Origin of the sequence: Gallalistipes aquisgranensis, from assembly GCF_014982715.1 — a bacterium.
GTDB classification, from domain to species: Bacteria; Bacteroidota; Bacteroidia; order Bacteroidales; family Rikenellaceae; genus Gallalistipes; species Gallalistipes aquisgranensis.
Genome location: NZ_JADCJY010000002.1, coordinates 398374 through 413680, shown reverse-complemented (window position 1 = coordinate 413680; position 15307 = coordinate 398374). Strand labels below are relative to the sequence as shown.

Annotated in this window: 9 protein-coding genes; 6 read left to right on the top strand and 3 right to left on the bottom strand. The window is 56.8% G+C overall.

The window, feature by feature from the left end; translation table 11 throughout:
• Nucleotides 1-8: 8 nt before the first annotated feature.
• Nucleotides 9-2201, top strand: coding sequence for an alpha-N-acetylglucosaminidase (locus INF32_RS11015; protein WP_226388456.1), 2193 nt, complete (start codon nt 9-11; stop codon nt 2199-2201).
• A 109-nt stretch (nt 2202-2310) separates the two neighbouring features.
• Here the strand turns inward: INF32_RS11015 and INF32_RS11010 are convergent, their stop codons facing one another.
• The gene (locus INF32_RS11010) at nt 2311-4605 is read right to left on the bottom strand and encodes a patatin-like phospholipase family protein (protein ID WP_226388455.1); all 2295 of its coding nucleotides are present in this window, start codon (nt 4603-4605) and stop codon (nt 2311-2313) included.
• 69 nt (nt 4606-4674) lie between these two features.
• Here INF32_RS11010 and pheS point away from each other — a divergent pair, with 69 nt between their 5' ends.
• Genes pheS through mnmG form a run of 5 tightly spaced genes read left to right on the top strand, consistent with a single transcriptional unit; the run spans nt 4675 to nt 11034 of the window.
• Nucleotides 4675-5697 carry a phenylalanine--tRNA ligase subunit alpha gene (gene pheS / locus INF32_RS11005; RefSeq protein ID WP_226388454.1) on the top strand — a complete coding sequence of 341 codons (1023 nt, stop codon included), beginning with the start codon at nt 4675-4677 and terminating at the stop codon, nt 5695-5697.
• 52 nt (nt 5698-5749) lie between these two features.
• Nucleotides 5750-7477: a tetratricopeptide repeat protein gene (locus INF32_RS11000; RefSeq protein ID WP_226388453.1), complete on the top strand. Its 1728-nt coding sequence runs from the start codon at nt 5750-5752 to the stop codon at nt 7475-7477.
• Nucleotides 7474-8661, top strand: coding sequence for a murein hydrolase activator EnvC family protein (locus INF32_RS10995; protein ID WP_226388452.1), 1188 nt, complete (start codon nt 7474-7476; stop codon nt 8659-8661). The genes INF32_RS11000 and INF32_RS10995 overlap by 4 nt, the downstream gene beginning before the upstream one ends.
• Before the next feature lie 13 nt (nt 8662-8674).
• Nucleotides 8675-9115, top strand: coding sequence for an rRNA maturation RNase YbeY (ybeY, locus tag INF32_RS10990; protein WP_226388451.1), 441 nt, complete (start codon nt 8675-8677; stop codon nt 9113-9115).
• Nucleotides 9112-11034 (top strand): tRNA uridine-5-carboxymethylaminomethyl(34) synthesis enzyme MnmG, encoded by a 1923-nt coding sequence (mnmG, locus tag INF32_RS10985; protein WP_226388450.1) that lies wholly within the window; start codon nt 9112-9114, stop codon nt 11032-11034. Before ybeY ends, mnmG begins: the two co-directional genes overlap by 4 nt.
• A gap of 143 nt (nt 11035-11177) precedes the next feature.
• On the opposite strand, the gene INF32_RS10980 is transcribed toward mnmG, so the two are convergent.
• Nucleotides 11178-12863 carry a glutamine--tRNA ligase/YqeY domain fusion protein gene (locus INF32_RS10980; protein ID WP_226388449.1) on the bottom strand — a complete coding sequence of 562 codons (1686 nt, stop codon included), beginning with the start codon at nt 12861-12863 and terminating at the stop codon, nt 11178-11180.
• Nucleotides 12864-12890: 27 nt separating this feature from the next.
• Nucleotides 12891-15065, bottom strand: coding sequence for a S46 family peptidase (locus INF32_RS10975; RefSeq protein ID WP_226388448.1), 2175 nt, complete (start codon nt 15063-15065; stop codon nt 12891-12893).
• Between the last annotated feature and the right edge of the window lie 242 nt (nt 15066-15307).

Sequence of the window (15307 nt, the reverse complement as noted above, 5' to 3'; positions counted from 1 at the left end):
GGAAAACGATGATGAAAACGGCCGCCGCAGTTCTGTTGTCGCTGATCCTGTTTCCCGCCTGCCGGGAAGCTGCCGACCCGGACATAACGGCCGCTGAAGCCCTGACCCGCCGGATACTGCCCCGCAACCACGGAGCGGTCGGGTTCGAAAAACTTCCCGGACAAGAGAACGGAGACCGCTTCACCCTGCGCAGCGAAGGCGACAGGATCGTGATCGGGGGAAATTCGGCCGGGTCGATGGCCTTCGGCCTGAACTACTATCTGAAAAACTACTGCGACCTGACCGTCACATGGTACCGGCGCGACACGCTCCGGGAACCCGACCGTCTGCCGCAGGTGACGGGCACGGTGGAGGCGTCCGCGAAAGTCCCTCACCGCTTCTTCCTGAACTACTGTACGTCGGGATATTCGCTCAACTGGTGGCAATGGGAGGACTGGGAACGGCTGATCGACTGGATGGCCCTCAACGGCGTCAACATGGCGCTGGCCACTACGGCCCAGGAATCGGTATGGTACAAGGTGTGGAGCGATATGGGGCTGAGCCGCGGGGAGATACTCTCCTACTTCACGGGGCCCTCCTACCTGGGCTGGCACCGCATGGCCAACGTCGACGCATGGCACGGCCCCCTGCCCGAAAGCTGGCTCGAAGGTCAGCTCCGGCTCCAGCAGCGGATCGTGGCCCGGGAACGGGAGCTGGGGATCCGGCCGATCTTCACCTCGTTCACGGGACACGTCCCCGGCGTGCTGAAAGAGCATTATCCCGGGGCCGACATCAGCCGGCTGAATCCGTGGGGAGGATTCGGCGAGGCATACAACACCTACTACCTGAATCCGGAAGACCCCCTTTTCGGACGGATCCAGGAAGCCTTCATGCAGGAACAGGAGAGGCTTTTCGGCCGCAGCCACATCTACGGAGCCGACCCCTTCAACGAACTGGACCCGCCCGACTGGGAACCGGACTATCTGGCCCGGGCCGCCCGGCTCACCTACGAGTCGATGGCCCGTTTCGATCCGGAGGCCGTGTGGCTGCAAATGGCGTGGGTCTTCTACCACAAACGGAAACACTGGACGCCCGAACGGTTGCGGGCCTACCTGACCGCCGTACCGGAAGAGCGGCTGCTGATGCTCGACTACTACTGCGACCGCACGGAAATCTGGCGCCGTACCGAATCGTTCTACGGCCGGCCCTTCATCTGGTGCTACCTGGGAAACTTCGGCGGCAACACCATGCTCGCCGGCGACCTGCACGACGCAGGCTCGAAACTGGACAGCGCTTACAGGAGTGCAGGCCCCGGCTTTTCCGGTGTGGGCTGCACACTGGAAGGACTGGACGTCAACCCGTTCATGTACGAATACGTGCTCGACCGCGCGTGGGACCTGCCTCTTTCCGACCGGGAGTGGATCGAACGGCTGGCCGACCGCCGTCTGGGCCACGGGGACGAACACATGCGGAAGGCATGGCGCCTGCTCTGCGACAGCATCTACCGGGAAGCTTCGACCAACCGGGGTTCGATGGTCTGCGCGAGACCCGACCTCAAAGGATACGGTAAATGGAACAGTTCCAAAATCTGCTACGACAACCGCACGCTGCTCCAGGCATGGGGCGAACTGCTCGCGGCCCGCGGAAGCGATTCGCCCTCCTACCGGTTCGACTGCGTGAACATCGGGCGGCAATGTCTGGAAAACCATTTCGGGAAACTGGCCGCACGAAACCTCGAAGCCTACCGCAGGGGTGACCGGACCGGTGTGGAAACGGCATCCGCAGAGATGCTCGACCTGCTCGACGACCTGGAGGCGCTGCTGGGCAGCGACGCCTATTTCCTGCTGGGGAAATGGATCGCGGACGCCCGCCGATGGGGGGAAACCGCTCCGGAAAAGGCCTATTTCGAACGCGACGCACGCAATATCCTCACCACCTGGGGCGGCCGGAAACAGTCGCTCAACGACTATGCGAACCGCTGTTGGGCCGGACTGGTAGGGAGCTACTACAAACCCCGCTGGGAGATGTTCCGGGAGGCGCTGATCCGGTCGCTGGACGAAGGAAAACCGCTCGACGAAGAGGCCCTGCAGGAACGGATGTACGATTTCGAATGGGAATGGGTGGGCCGCACCGATCCCTTCCCTGCCGAACCCCAGGGAGATCCTGTCGCACTGTCGCGCCGGATGTACGGGAAATACAGGGAAAAAATAGCCGGGAACTAAACTCCCCGGAACCGTCCGATCTGAACCGTTTCACCCCCGCCGGAGTTCGTTCCGGCGGGGGTGACGATCGTTTTTCCGGGCCTGACCGGACCGTCCTCCGCCCCGGCCGTCAATAGAAGAGCCCCTTTTTGTTGAAGATCGCATACCCGAAATTGAAGGTGATGAACCAGTTGTTCCGGTTAGTGTCGTACTTGGAAACGGAGAGGCTGATCGGGCCGATCAGGGTCTGGTAGACCAGCGTGCCGTCGAAAATGTAGCGCAGCCGTTGGCGGATTCCCTCTTCGAATCCCTGATAGTTGTCGGGCAGGAAAGCGTAGGCTCCGGCCTTGAAATAGAAGTTGGGGCCGAACTCGAAGGTGGGCACGAGACCCGCCCCGAGGAACGAACTGCTGCGGAATTCCTTCAGATAGACGATCTTGCTGTGCGGCGTGGGCGTAAAGGCCGGCGAAGAGATATTGGTGGCGTACTGATTGAGGAAATCGGCATGGGAAGAGAGCACGCAATCGACCATATATCCCCACGAAAACCACTTCACGGGATGAACGGGGAAGAAATGTTCCCGCCGGAAATGGGCCCCGAACCAGAAACGGTGTCCCTCGTCGCCGAGCTGGCCGGCCAGGCGTCCCGTCGTGCCCGGCCAGAAATACTCCTTGCCGTCGATGAACATGAGCGACATGGACTGATGGATGCCCCGCGTGGGGTAGAACCGGTAATTGAGACTGCGGCGTTCGAGTTCGATCTTCGCCCCCACGAACCGGAACCGGGTCTTGTCGAGCGTATCCACATCCTTGTCGAAGCCCGACTGCTGGAAATAGCGGTAATCGTTCTGCCCCACGTTGGCCCGGATGCTGACCACGGCATGACGCCCCACGGGCATGCCGATCGAGGCGGTGAAATAGTTGTCGTTGTATTTCGAATAGGTCAGGTCGTGGTTTTTGGACAGGAACCCGAAATTGCTGCGGAAATAGTTGTAGTAGTTCCCCGTAAAGCCGTATTCCAGATAAAAGGGAACCTTGATGAAAAAGTCGGTGCGTCCGCTGAGCGCCACCGAAGAGTAGAAGGCGCTGAAATAGCCGTCCAGATTGTAGCTCTGGGCCGTGCGGCCGATCCGTTTGTACTCCAGTCCGATATAGGCCTGGTTCAGGGCCGTGGAGGAGATATTGCCGCCGAACATCAATTTCAGACTGGGTTTCGTGTGCATCTTCATGCTGAGGTCGAACCGGCCCGTGGAATCGTTGTAGGTCACGTCCGGATAATCGCCCTCGATCTCCCCTTCGGAAAGGATCTTGAAATACTCGGAACGGAACCGGTCGAGGTCGTAGGAGGCATTGCGGCGGTCGAGGCGGAGCAGTTTCCGCACGTATCCCTGCTGGGCCCGGTTAAGTCCGCCGATGTCGTAGCGGTCGAAAATCAGCGGAGGCAGCTGGCTGCGGTACTCCTCCCGTCGCCGGGCAAGCCGGTCGGGATCGACCCGCCGGGAAACTTTCGCCTTGATCCGGTCCATGACGGCCATGGCATCGTCGTAACCCTGCTGGATCACATAGGCCGCCTTGCTGAAATCGAGCGTGGTCACATCGTCGAAAACCCGGCGGATCATCACCCCCCGGTCGGCCGGCAGGTCATAGTCGGTGTGCATGGTGGTCAGGGCGAAAATCTGGTCGGTCAGGTTGTTCTCCTCGGGATCGGCATGCCCCTCGGCACAGGAGCTGCCGATCAGCACGTCGGGATGGAACTCTGCGTCCATCACCCGCCACGGGAAATTGTCGTACAGTCCGCCGTCGTAAAGCACGGCGGAGTCCATGCGGATCGGCTTGTACAACAACGGAATAGTCATCGAAGTACGGATCGCCTTGCCCAGGTCGCCGCTGCGGTGGATCACCTCCCGGTGGTTGGCCGCATCGGTCGCCACGCAGCGGAACGGCACGAACAGGCGGTCGAAATCACCGTCGCAGCCCGCCGTGGCCGACGAAAAGAAATCGACGCAGGCCAGGTCGATCTGACTCGACGAAACGAAATTGGCCGGAATGGGCGAAACTTTCTTTTTGGCCCTGGGATCGAACCGCAGGGTAATCATGGCCGCATTGGGCCTCATCCTCTTGAAATAGTAGATATAGGCGGGTTCGATCCGGCCCGTGAGCCAGTAGACGATCTGCTCGGACATGAACTCGTCGGCCATGCGCTGCGGCGTGATACCCGTGGCATAGAGGCCGCCGATGATGGCTCCCATGGAGGTTCCGGTCACATAGTCGATCGGAATCCCGTTCTCTTCCAGGGCACGGATCACGCCGATATGATAGAGTCCCTTGGCTCCCCCGCCGCTGAGCACCAGTCCTACCCGCTGGGCCTCCGACACCGCGGCGGAAGACAAAAACAGGAGGATTAATGCTATTTTGATGCGTATCATCCGCAAATTTTCTTAACTTTGCCTGTTAAACTGGGATAAAAGTAGGTATAAAGCTCAAAATAACAAAAAATGATCGAAAAAATAAACGACCTGCTCCGGCGTGTGGAGGAGTTCAAACCGAAGGCCGCGGCCGACATAGAGGAGTTCCGCATCAAGGTTCTCGGCAAGAAGGGGGAACTCACCGCCCTGATGGAGGAGTTCAAGGCCGTGGCTCCCGAAATGAAACGGGAACTGGGGCAGCAGCTCAACCGGCTCAAGACGCGCGCGCTGGAACGCGTGAACGAACTCAAGGCGCAGGCCGCCCGGCAACCCGAAAACACCGGGTCGATCGGCGACATGACCCGCCCCGGATCGAACGATGCGCCGGGAACCCGCCATCCCATCTCGCTCGTGCGGAACGAGATCGTCTCCATTTTCTCGCGCCTGGGCTACACCGTGGCCGAAGGGCCGGAGATCGAGGACGACTGGCATGTCTTTTCGGCGCTCAACTTCCCGCCCGAACACCCGGCACGCGACATGCAGGACACGTTTTTCATCGAGAAGAATCCCGACATCCTGCTGCGTACCCACACCAGTTCGATCCAGGTGCGCACGATGGAAAAACAGCAGCCTCCGATCCGCGTGATCTGCCCGGGCCGCGTGTTCCGCAACGAAGCCATCTCGGCGCGGGCCCACTGCATTTTCCACCAGATCGAAGGACTCTATATCGACGAGCACGTCTCGTTCGCCGACCTGAAACAGTCGATCCTCTACTTCGCCAAGGAGTGTTTCGGGGAGAACGCCCGTATCCGGCTGCGTCCCTCCTACTTCCCGTTCACGGAGCCCTCGGCCGAAGTGGACGTATCGTGCAACCTGTGCGGCGGCAAGGGATGCAATGTCTGCAAAGGCACGGGATGGCTGGAGATCATGGGCTGCGGCATGGTGGACCCCAACGTGCTCGAAGCCTCGGGCATCGACAGCCGCAAATACAGCGGTTTCGCCTTCGGAATGGGCGTCGAACGGATCGCCATGCTCAAATTCGGCGTAAAGGACCTGCGGCTCTATTTCGAAAACGACATACGCTTCCTGCAGCAATTCGAGTCGGTTCTGTAAAGGCCGGCCGCCAAACCACAGCCCGGGTCCTCCCGGGGTAAAACGAGGACGGATGAGGGGAAAGAAAGCGCTCTGCATCATACTGACCGGCATGTCGGTGCTCTCCTGCGGCCTGAGACCGCAAAAGAGCGCCTCTCCTCGGTTTACACCCCAGGACGCAGGCTATACGGGAAAACTGCTCCCTACGTTCTACTACACCGAAGGGATGAAACGGGGCATGCTCTACGGCGATCCGGAAGGAGCCGTGAAAATCTTCGACAAGGCCATCGCGGCCGACTCCACCCATGCCCCCTCCTACTACGAAGCCGCCAATGCCCTGATCGGCACCGACCCCGCGCGGGCCCTCCCGTACAGCCAGAAGGCCAACCGGCTGGATACCGCGAACCTCTGGTACCAGAGCCAGCTGGGCCGGCTGATGGTCATCAACAAGGAGTTCGGCAAGGCGCAGGACATCTACGAACGGCTCACCCGCGAAGCGCCCCGCAATCCGGAAAACTACCGGATGCTGGCGGCTCTCTACGAACAGAACGGACAGCCCTTCACGGCCATATCGCTGCTCGACTCGGCGGAAAACCGGCTGGGACGCATGGAGGAGCTGGCCGGTTTCAAGCTCCAGCTGCTCATCCAGGTCAAACTGTACGACAAGGCGATCGCCGAAAGCAAGGCCCTGATCCGCGATTTTCCCTACAAGGAGGAGAACTATCTGGTGCTGGCCGAACTCTACGCGGCCACGGGCAAGGATTCGCTGGCGAGGGTGTGCTACGACGAGGCGCTGGCCCTCAACCCGACGAGCGCCAACGTATTGGGAGCCATGAACGACTACTACAAGAAAAAGGGCGACGACATCAATTTCATGGCCACGGCCCGGCAGCTTTTCAATCTGGACGATGTGCCGGCAGAGACGAAAATCGCCTTTTTCGAAGAGTTGATCCGGGACATTCCCTTCTACCGGGACCACTATTTCCAGATGAACGACCTGGCCTCCACGCTGCTGATCAAATATCCGAAAGATTACCGGGTGCTGAAACTCTACGCAAACCATCTGATCGCCTCGGGCAGTACGGAGGAGGCGTTGAAACTCTACAAAACTTTCGTGGCGGATTCGGTCAGCCTGGACGCTTACAACAACATTCTCGACATCGAAGCCTATCTGCAGCGACCGGATTCGGTCTCGAAATACGCGACGGAAGCCCTCGCCCACTTTCCCCGCAACGCCGAGCTCCATATCCGCCACGGTTCGATCCTCGCTTTCCTCAAACGGGAGAGGGAGGCGCTGGATTCCTACCGGAACGCGCTGAAATACGCCGGCAGCGACTCGCTCCGCAGCGTGGTGTATGGAATCATGGGAGATGCTTTTCATCAGAAAAATCAGACAAATAAAAGTTACGCCTACTACGAAAAGGCACTCCGTGCCGACAGTTCCAACGCGATGGTACTGAACAATTACAGTTATTTCCTCAGCACGAGCGACCGGGAACTGGAAAAGGCGCTGAAGATGGGCCGCCGTGCGACGGAACTCTCTCCGGGGAACCCCACCTATCTGGACACCTATGCCTGGGCCTGCTACAAGCTCGGACAATATGCCGAAGCCAAGAAGGTGATGCAGCAGGCCATCTCCCTCGACCGGAGCAACAGCGCCGAGCTGTCGCTCCACTATGGGGACATCCTCTACCGGCTCAACGACTATTTCATGGCCTCGGTCTATTGGAAAAAGGCGCTCGAGAGGGGGTATGACGCCGAGGAAATCGCCGAAAGGTTTAAACTGATCAAAGGAAAATGATCAAACGACTCTGCATACTGCTGTTTTTGGTCCTGGGAGCGGGAAGCGTCGGAGCCCAGAGTCTCGAATCGCTGCGCGAACAGATACGCCGGGCCGAAGAGGAGATACGGATCAACACCGAGTTGCTGAACAAAACCCGGAAAGACCAGCGCATGACCCAGAGCCAGCTCAAGCTGATTCAGTCGCGCATCCGCAACCGGCAGAACATCGTCCGGTCGCTCGAAAAGCAGATAGACCTGATAAACACCGATATAAACGGGAAAAGCGACACGGTAAAACTTCTCACCGCCCGGCTCGACGCCTTGAAAGAGGACTATGCCTCCATGATCCGCGCCGCCTATAAGAATTACAAGCTCAACAATTTCCTGGTATTCCTGTTCGCTTCGAAAGATTTCAACGACGCCACGCGGCGCATAGCGTTCATGAAGCGGTACAACCGGATGCGGGAGATCAAGGCCGCCGAAATCGACTCCGTATCGAAACGCCTCTCCGGTGAAATATCGGCCCTCGACACGCAGCGGGCCCAACTCGACCAGACACGCAGCAGCCGGACCCGGGAGCTCGCTTCGCTGGGAAAGGACGAGACCCAGTACCGGGGAGCCGTCAACCAACTCAAGGCGCGGGAGAGCAAGATTTCGCGCGAACTCCGCACCAAAAAGGCCCAGATCGAACGGGCCCAGCAGCAGATCCAGCGGATCATCGCCGAAGAGGCCCGCAAATCGAAGGCGACCCCCAAAAGCGCCGCCCAGAAGCAGGCCGACTACGAACTGTCGGGCCGGTTCGACCAGAACATGGGACGTCTGCCCTATCCGATCCGGGGCGGAGTCGTCATCGACCGTTACGGCGTGCACGCCCATCCTACCCAGAAGGGTCTTACCATCAACAACAAGGGGGTAAACATCGCCGGAGAGAGGGGAGCAGCGGTACACTGCGTCTTCGAAGGGACGGTATCCCGCATATTCTTCTTTCAAGGGCTGAATAACAACGTCATGATCCGTCACGGTAACTTTATCACGGTCTACTCCAATCTTGCCTCTGTGCACGTTAAAACGGGCGATAAAGTGACCACGGGACAAGTGATCGGACGCATCCCCGACAGCGACAACGACGACGACTGCATGCTCCATTTCGAAATCTGGAAAGAGACCCAGAATCTGAATCCGGAATCTTGGTTAAGACGTTGATTAACAAAAATATATGGCAATAAACTACTATACCCAGGGGTGTTCGTACCGTTACAGCGGCAAGCGGATCACCTCCCGGTGGATCAAAGAAACCATTGTAAACGAAGGACTTACGACTGGAGACATATCCGTCGTATTCTGTTCGGACGCCTCCCTGCTGGAGATAAACCGGAAGTACCTGAACCATGACTACTACACGGATATCATCACGTTCGACTACGACGACAAGGAACGGGGAATCGTGAGCGGCGACCTTTTCATCAGCGTGGACACCGTGGCCGACAACGCAGCGCAGTATGGTGTCGCACCCCGTGAAGAGATGCAGCGTGTCATCATACACGGCGTACTGCACCTGTGCGGCTACGGCGACAAAAGCGATCCGGAAGCCCGGATCATGCGAGAAAAGGAGAACTTCTACCTGGCCCGGCGTCCGGAAACAGAGGGTGTAAAATGAGACTGGAATACGACATCATCGTAGTGGGCGGCGGCCATGCCGGATGCGAAGCGGCGGCGGCGGCGGCGAACCTGGGCTCCTCCACCCTGCTGGTGACGATGGACATGACCAAATTCGCAAGCATGTCCTGCAATCCGGCTGTAGGCGGAGTAGCCAAAGGACAGATCGTACGCGAAATCGACGCCATGGGAGGCTATATGGGTATCATCACCGACCGCACGACCCTTCAGTTCCGGATGCTGAACCGCTCGAAAGGACCGGCCATGTGGAGTCCCCGGGCGCAGTGCGACAAACAAAAGTTCAGCGAAGAGTGGCGCCGGATACTCGAAAACATCGACAACCTGTACCTCTGGCAGGATTCCGTAACCGAACTGTTGACCGAAAAGACGGATGCGGAAACGAATCCGGGTCCGTCGGAATCCGAAACATACCGGCACAAAGTATGCGGTATCCGCACCCGTATGGGAGTGGAATTCCGCGCAAAAGCCGTCATTCTGACCAATGGGACCTTCCTGAACGGACTGATGCACATCGGCCGTACCCATGCCGAAGGAGGCCGTTCGGGCGATGCCAGTTCGCTCGGACTAACCGAATCGCTGGTCGGATTGGGATTCGAAGCGGGCCGGATGAAGACCGGAACCCCCGCCCGGCTCGATGCGAGAAGCATAGATTTCGAACGGCTCGAACCCCAGGCCGGAGATCCGGAACCCTCCAAATTCTCCTTTTTACCGGAAATCGAACCCGTAAAGGAGCAAATGCCCTGTTATCTGGTCTACACCTCTCCGGAAGTGCACGAAACCCTGCGACGCGGATTCGGCGACTCCCCTCTTTTCCAGGGAATCATCCGGGGAATCGGTCCCCGTTACTGCCCGAGCATCGAAGACAAACTGCGCACATTCGCCGAAAAAGAGAGCCATCAACTCTTCCTGGAGCCCGAAGGAAAGGAGTCGAACGAATATTATCTGAACGGTTTTTCCTCCTCCCTCCCCTGGCAAATACAGATCGAAGCGCTTCAAAAAATCGAAGGACTGGAAAAAGTCCAGCTATACCGGCCGGGTTACGCCATCGAATACGACTATTTTCCGCCCACCCAACTCTTCCACACCCTCGAAACCAAACGGGTGGAAAACCTCTATTTCGCCGGTCAGATCAACGGCACCACAGGCTATGAAGAGGCGGGAGCTCAAGGTCTGATGGCGGGAATCAACGCCCACCTGAAACTGAACAGGAAAGACCCCCTGATACTCCGCAGGGACGAATCCTACATCGGCGTTCTGATCGACGACCTCGTCACCAAAGGCGTGGACGAACCCTACCGAATGTTCACGAGCCGCGCAGAATACCGTATTCTACTACGGCAGGACAATGCGGATTTGCGACTAACTCCCATTTCATACAAAATCGGCTTGGCCGACGCCAAAAGATACTCGATTTTCGAGCAAAAAAAATCGCTCGTAGAATCGCTTAAAAAATTCATCCATGAACTGAGTATCGCTCCAGCCGATTTACAGAGCTATTTAAAATCGGTCGATTCCGCCCCCCTGACACAAGGACGGAAACTCTACGACATCCTTCTAAGAAACGAAGTCACACTGAAAGGACTGATCGAAGCCCTCCCTTCTTCCCTTGGAGAATTCATCCGCAACGGAGCATTCAGCGACGAAATCATCGAAGAGGCGGAAATACAGATCAAATACAAAGGATACATCGAACGGGAACGATTCATGGCAGACAAACTCTTGCGTCTGGAAAACATTCGGATACCCGAAAGTTTCGATTTCAACACACTCACCTCCCTTTCGATCGAATCCCGGCAAAAACTGACCCGCATCCGTCCCTCCACCATCGGACAGGCATCCCGCATTCCAGGCGTCTCCCCTTCCGACATCAACGTATTGCTTATCTATTTCGGAAGATAGATTTTTTGATTTGTTCCACGTGGAACAAATCAAAAAAATCCACTCGCTCAACATCGACAAAATCTTCAATATCATATATCATAAAAGTATAACAAAAAAGGCTATCCGAAAATCGGATAGCCTTTTCTATAATACGCAGGTAGTTACTTAGCCTGCATCTTCGCCCAAGAATCCTTCAGTCCCACGGTCCGGTTAAAGACAGGGGAGGAAGGAGTGGAATCTTTATCCATACAGAAATAACCGACCCGTTCAAACTGGAATTTGTCTCCGGGCTTCGCTCCGCTCAAGGAAGGTTCCAGGTAACCGGTCCTGACGACCAGCGAATCCGGATTCAAATAATCGAGGAACGTTTTTCCCTCTTCCACGTCGTCGGGATTTTCCTTCGTGAAAAGCGTATCGAAAAGACGAAGTTCCGCTTTCACGGCATGAGGAACGGAAACCCAATGGATCACACCTTTCACCTTGCGACCGTCGGAAGAAGAGCCTCCGCCGGACATCGGATCGTACGTACACCTCAGCTCTACGACCTCTCCTTCATCATTCTTTATAACCTCCTCGCACTTAATCAGATAAGCATAACGGAGACGCACTTCCTTGCCGGGAGAGAGACGATAATACTTCTTGGGAGGCTCCTCCATGAAGTCGTCCCGCTCGATATAGATTTCACGCGAGAAAGGAACCAGCCGGGTACCGGCTTCCTCGTTCTCGGGATTATTGATACACTTCACCTCCTCGGTCTTTCCCTCCGGATAGTTCGTAATCACTACCTTCAGGGGATTGACCACAGCCATACGGCGTTCAGCCACCTTGTTCAAGTCCTCCCGGACGCAGAACTCCAACAGACTCAGGTCTATCACGTTATCCCGCTTGGCGACCCCGACGCGCTCGGCGAAAGCCCGCACCGATTCGGGCGTATATCCTTTCCGGCGCAAAGCGCAGATCGTCGGCATCCGGGGATCATCCCAACCCATAACAATCTTATTCTGAACAAGTTGTAATAACTTACGCTTGCTCATCATCGTATAGGTCAGGTTCAGCCGCGCAAACTCGTACTGATGGCTGGGATAGATGCCGAGCTCCTGGATGAACCAGTCGTAGAGCGGACGGTGTACGTCGAATTCCAGCGTACAGATCGAGTGGGTGATCTTCTCGATCGAATCGCTCTGACCGTGGGCGAAATCGTACATGGGATAAATGCACCATTTGCTGCCCGTACGGTGATGTTCCGTATGGATAATCCGATACATGATCGGGTCGCGCATCAGCATATTGGGATGGGCCATGTCGATCCTGGCACGCAACACCTTCGCTCCGTCCGGAAATTCACCGGCACGCATCCGGCGGAACAGATCGAGGTTCTCCTCCACCGAGCGGTCGCGCCACGGACTGGGAGTACCGGGCACGGTCACCGTTCCGCGTCCCTGGCGAATCTCTTCCTGCGTCTGATCGTCCACATAGGCCTTTCCTTTGCGGATCAACTCCTCGGCCCACTCGTACAACTGGTCGAAATAGTCCGAAGCATAGTGTTCCCCGGCCCAGTCGAATCCGAGCCAGTGCACGTCCTCCTTGATCGAATCGACATACTCGACATCCTCTTTCACCGGGTTCGTATCGTCAAAACGCAGGTTCGTAGCCCCGCCGTATTTCTTCGCCAGACCGAAATTCAGACAGATGCTCTTGGCGTGTCCGATATGCAGATAGCCGTTCGGTTCGGGCGGGAAACGGGTCAATACCCGTTTCTCACCCCTGGACACCGACTCTCCGATAATCTCCTCCAGAAAGTTCAGGGACTTTTCATTCCCTGTGACCTCTTCTTTTATTTCACTCATAATCAGTAATATAAAATTACCAATAAATTATTTTTTAAGCGTCATCTCATCGACCAGATATTTCGCTCCGGCATACTTGTCAATAATGAACAGCACATAACGGATATCGACATTGATCGTACGCTGCAACTCGGGTTCGAAGGCGATGTCGCCGCTCATGGCCTCCCAGTTTCCGTCGAAAGCCAGTCCGATCAGCTCCCCTTTCGCATTCATGATGGGACTGCCGGAATTGCCCCCCGTAATGTCGTTGTTGCTGAGGAAAGCCACGTGCAGCACGCCGTTCTCTCCGTAGGGACCGAACTCCTTTTTCGCATTGAGCTCCTTCAGACGGGGCTGAACCGTAAACTCGTAGGGATTTTTCGGGTCCTCCTTGGCGATCACGCCGTCCAGCGTAGTATAATAATCGTAAATCACACCGTCCTGCGGCCGGTAGGGAAGCACCTGTCCGTAGGTAAGACGCATGGTGAAATTGGCATCGGGATAGAACTTTTTCCCGGGCTCCATCTCCATCAGTCCCGCCACGAAAAGACGGTGACCGCGGCCGAACTTCTCGGCAGCCTTCACCACGACGGGAGCCGTCCTGTTATAGGCTTCGATGACCGAACCTGCCAGAATATAGGCCGGGTCCTTTTTCAGCGTCTCGATGTCGGGATTGGCCAGGAACGACTCGAATTTGCCCTGGGTGGCGAACAGCGAGTTGTCGTACAGGTAATCCACATAACGGTCAATATCGGCCGGAATTCCGTTCCGGTCGGCCGCCGGACCCGAATAATTCTCCGCGATATATCCGTACACGGAAGGAAGGTCCTCCCGGGCAATCGAATCGCGCACCAGCGCGAACATCTTCCTGGCCACCTTCCGGTCGGTCGGCATGTTGTAATCCTTATATATCTCGGCACTCTCCTTCTTCAACTCTTCCAGCATGTCGGCATCGAGCTTCGTGCTGTCGGCACGCAACAGGGAACGGCCGATCCGGGCCAGTCCCACGATTTCGGTACCCCGCAGAAAGGCTTCCGACAGGTACTGGCGCGTCTTCATGGCCGGAATCCGCTCCTTCACGGCCTCCTCGATCAACGGAAGCGCCTCGCCGTACTTCGCCTTGCGGGCGGGATCGGCTCCGATCCACTCCCGGAAACGCTCTTCGATCTCCACCTTCTTGGCCCGCACGTTGAGCTTGGCCAGACCGCGGTTCATACCGATCGAATTTTTCCAGTAGTTCGAAGAGGAGGCATATTTGGAGGCATACTGGATACGCACCTTGTCGCTGGCCATCATGTCCTCCATCAGGAGTTTCTGTCGCTCGCCGCGGATCAGAATCCGGTTGGGATTGTCCACGTTCACCGTCTGGTCGATCTCGTAGGAAGTCATGTAACGCTCCGTGGAACCCGGAAAACCGATAATCATGGCGAAATCGCCCGGTTTATATCCCTTGAGCGAGATATCGAGGTGCTTAGGAGCTTTATAGGGCACATTGTCCTTCGAATATTCGGCCGGCCGGCCCTCGGCGTCGGAATAGACGCGGAACATCGAAAAGTCGCCCGTATGACGGGGCCACATCCAGTTGTCGGTATCGCCGCCGAACTTGCCGATCGACATGGGAGGCGCCCCCACCAGACGCACGTCGGGATAGACCTCCGTCACGAACATCAGATACTGGTTTCCGCCGAAGAAATCCTTGACGACCGCCTCGCGGGTCGAACCCTCGCCGATCTTCTCCTTGACGACCGCCTCGCTCAACTCCTTCACCTTGGCCTTGCGCTCCTTCTCTGTCATCTTGTCGTCAAGCGCGGGCAGAATCCGGTCGGAGACGTCCACGATCTCCCGGATGAAGGTCACGGTCAGCCCCGGAGTGGGAATCTCCTCGCCCCGGTTCATGGCCCAGAATCCGTTCTTCAGATAGTCGTGCTCCACCGAACTGTGCTGCTGGATGGCGCCGAAACCGCAGTGGTGGTTGGTCAGCAGCAACCCTTCGGGCGAAACGATCTCACCCGTGCATCCCCGTCCGAAAATCACGATGGCATCCTTGATGGCATCGCCGTTCAGGTTGTAAATATCCTGAGCGGAGAGTTTCAGCCCCTTGGCCTTCATATCCTTGATATTCATCTTCTGGAGATAGGGCAGCAGCCACATTCCCTCGTCGGCAGTCGCGCGCCCTCCCAGCAGAAGAAGAGCGGCAGTCACGGATAACAGAACTTTTTTCATATACGCATTTATCGGTTAATACTCTCACAGCGGAATCCGTTCTTTTTGTTAAAAATCAAACATAAATTACAATTAAATAACAATCAACGGATTACAATCATTTTCCCGCAGGTCAAATCTTACAAATGTAGCTAATTTTCCGAAAATACGAGAGGGAAGTGTTCTATTTTGAACGAAGAGTATACGATTCCTCTCCCGCATGCGGCGACCGCCGGGGAAACGGACCTCCGGAAAAGAATCGT

Coding starts and splice junctions, on each gene's coding strand:
- INF32_RS10995 (WP_226388452.1), top strand. CDS start 7,474: ATGATCAAACGACTCTGCATACTGCTGTTTTTGGTCCTGGGAGCGGGA.
- INF32_RS11015 (WP_226388456.1), top strand. CDS start 9: ATGATGAAAACGGCCGCCGCAGTTCTGTTGTCGCTGATCCTGTTTCCC.
- pheS (WP_226388454.1), top strand. CDS start 4,675: ATGATCGAAAAAATAAACGACCTGCTCCGGCGTGTGGAGGAGTTCAAA.
- ybeY (WP_226388451.1), top strand. CDS start 8,675: ATGGCAATAAACTACTATACCCAGGGGTGTTCGTACCGTTACAGCGGC.
- INF32_RS10975 (WP_226388448.1), bottom strand. CDS start 15,065: ATGAAAAAAGTTCTGTTATCCGTGACTGCCGCTCTTCTTCTGCTGGGA.
- INF32_RS11010 (WP_226388455.1), bottom strand. CDS start 4,605: ATGATACGCATCAAAATAGCATTAATCCTCCTGTTTTTGTCTTCCGCC.
- INF32_RS10980 (WP_226388449.1), bottom strand. CDS start 12,863: ATGAGTGAAATAAAAGAAGAGGTCACAGGGAATGAAAAGTCCCTGAAC.
- INF32_RS11000 (WP_226388453.1), top strand. CDS start 5,750: ATGAGGGGAAAGAAAGCGCTCTGCATCATACTGACCGGCATGTCGGTG.
- mnmG (WP_226388450.1), top strand. CDS start 9,112: ATGAGACTGGAATACGACATCATCGTAGTGGGCGGCGGCCATGCCGGA.